This window comes from Leisingera sp. ANG-Vp (genome assembly GCF_000813725.1).
GTDB lineage: Bacteria > Pseudomonadota > Alphaproteobacteria > Rhodobacterales > Rhodobacteraceae > Leisingera.
In genome coordinates, this window is sequence record NZ_JWLD01000129.1 from 1 (window position 1) to 763 (window position 763).

1 protein-coding gene is annotated in these 763 nt (G+C 63.4%); it reads right to left on the reverse strand.

Going from position 1 to position 763, the window contains the following annotated elements; genetic code table 11:
- Window positions 1-763: CHASE3 domain-containing protein (locus tag RA20_RS24325; protein ID WP_039135480.1), on the reverse strand; the 763-nt coding region annotated here is incomplete at both ends.

The following is a 763-nucleotide window of genomic DNA, read 5'->3' on the forward strand; positions in this document are numbered from 1 at the left end:
GCAGCATGGTGCGGGTCTGCGAGGAGATCGCCTCATTGGCCTCGCGCCGGGCGGCCATCAGAGTCTCTTCCTCGGCCTGGAAATCGGCCATCACCTGGCGGAAGGCATCGAAATAGGTCTTGCCGCGGCCTTCGCCGACGAGGTCAGCCATGTCGTCCATGGTGGCGGCATCGCCGATCTCGCGGCGCAGCGCGATCATCGGCTCAGTGACATTCTGGCGCCAGCCGTCGATTGTTGCCTGCACCTCTCCAAGCAATGCGACCTGCGCCGGGTTGTCGCTCACCGTTTCACTGAGGCCCGCAACCAGCTCTCCGAAACGGGTGCCGCCGGCATTGTAAGGCTCCAGGAAGGCATCCTGGCCGGCCAGGAGATAGCCGCGCATGCCGGTTTCCATGTCCACCGCAGCGGCAATGATGTCATTTGCGGTTGCGATCACCTTGTAGGTGTGGATCGTCCAGTTCTGCGTGTCGTTCATGGTGGCCAAAGCATCGGCAATTGCCGCTTCGGCCGCCTTGGCAGCCGCCTGGCGTTCCACGATCAGCTTGGCTTCGATGCCCGAGAACTCGGCCAGCAGAGCGCGGAAGGCGTCGAAATACTGCTTGCCGGCCTGTGCAGACACATAGCTGTCGATTTCCTCAAGCGGCACCGCACCGAAGTTGGCGCGGCTGCGCAAAGCCATGCCCGGCTCGATGACATTGGCGATCCAGTCGCGGATCAGGCTCTCCGCCTCCTTCAGGCGTTCCACCTGGGGCGGGTTGTCGCT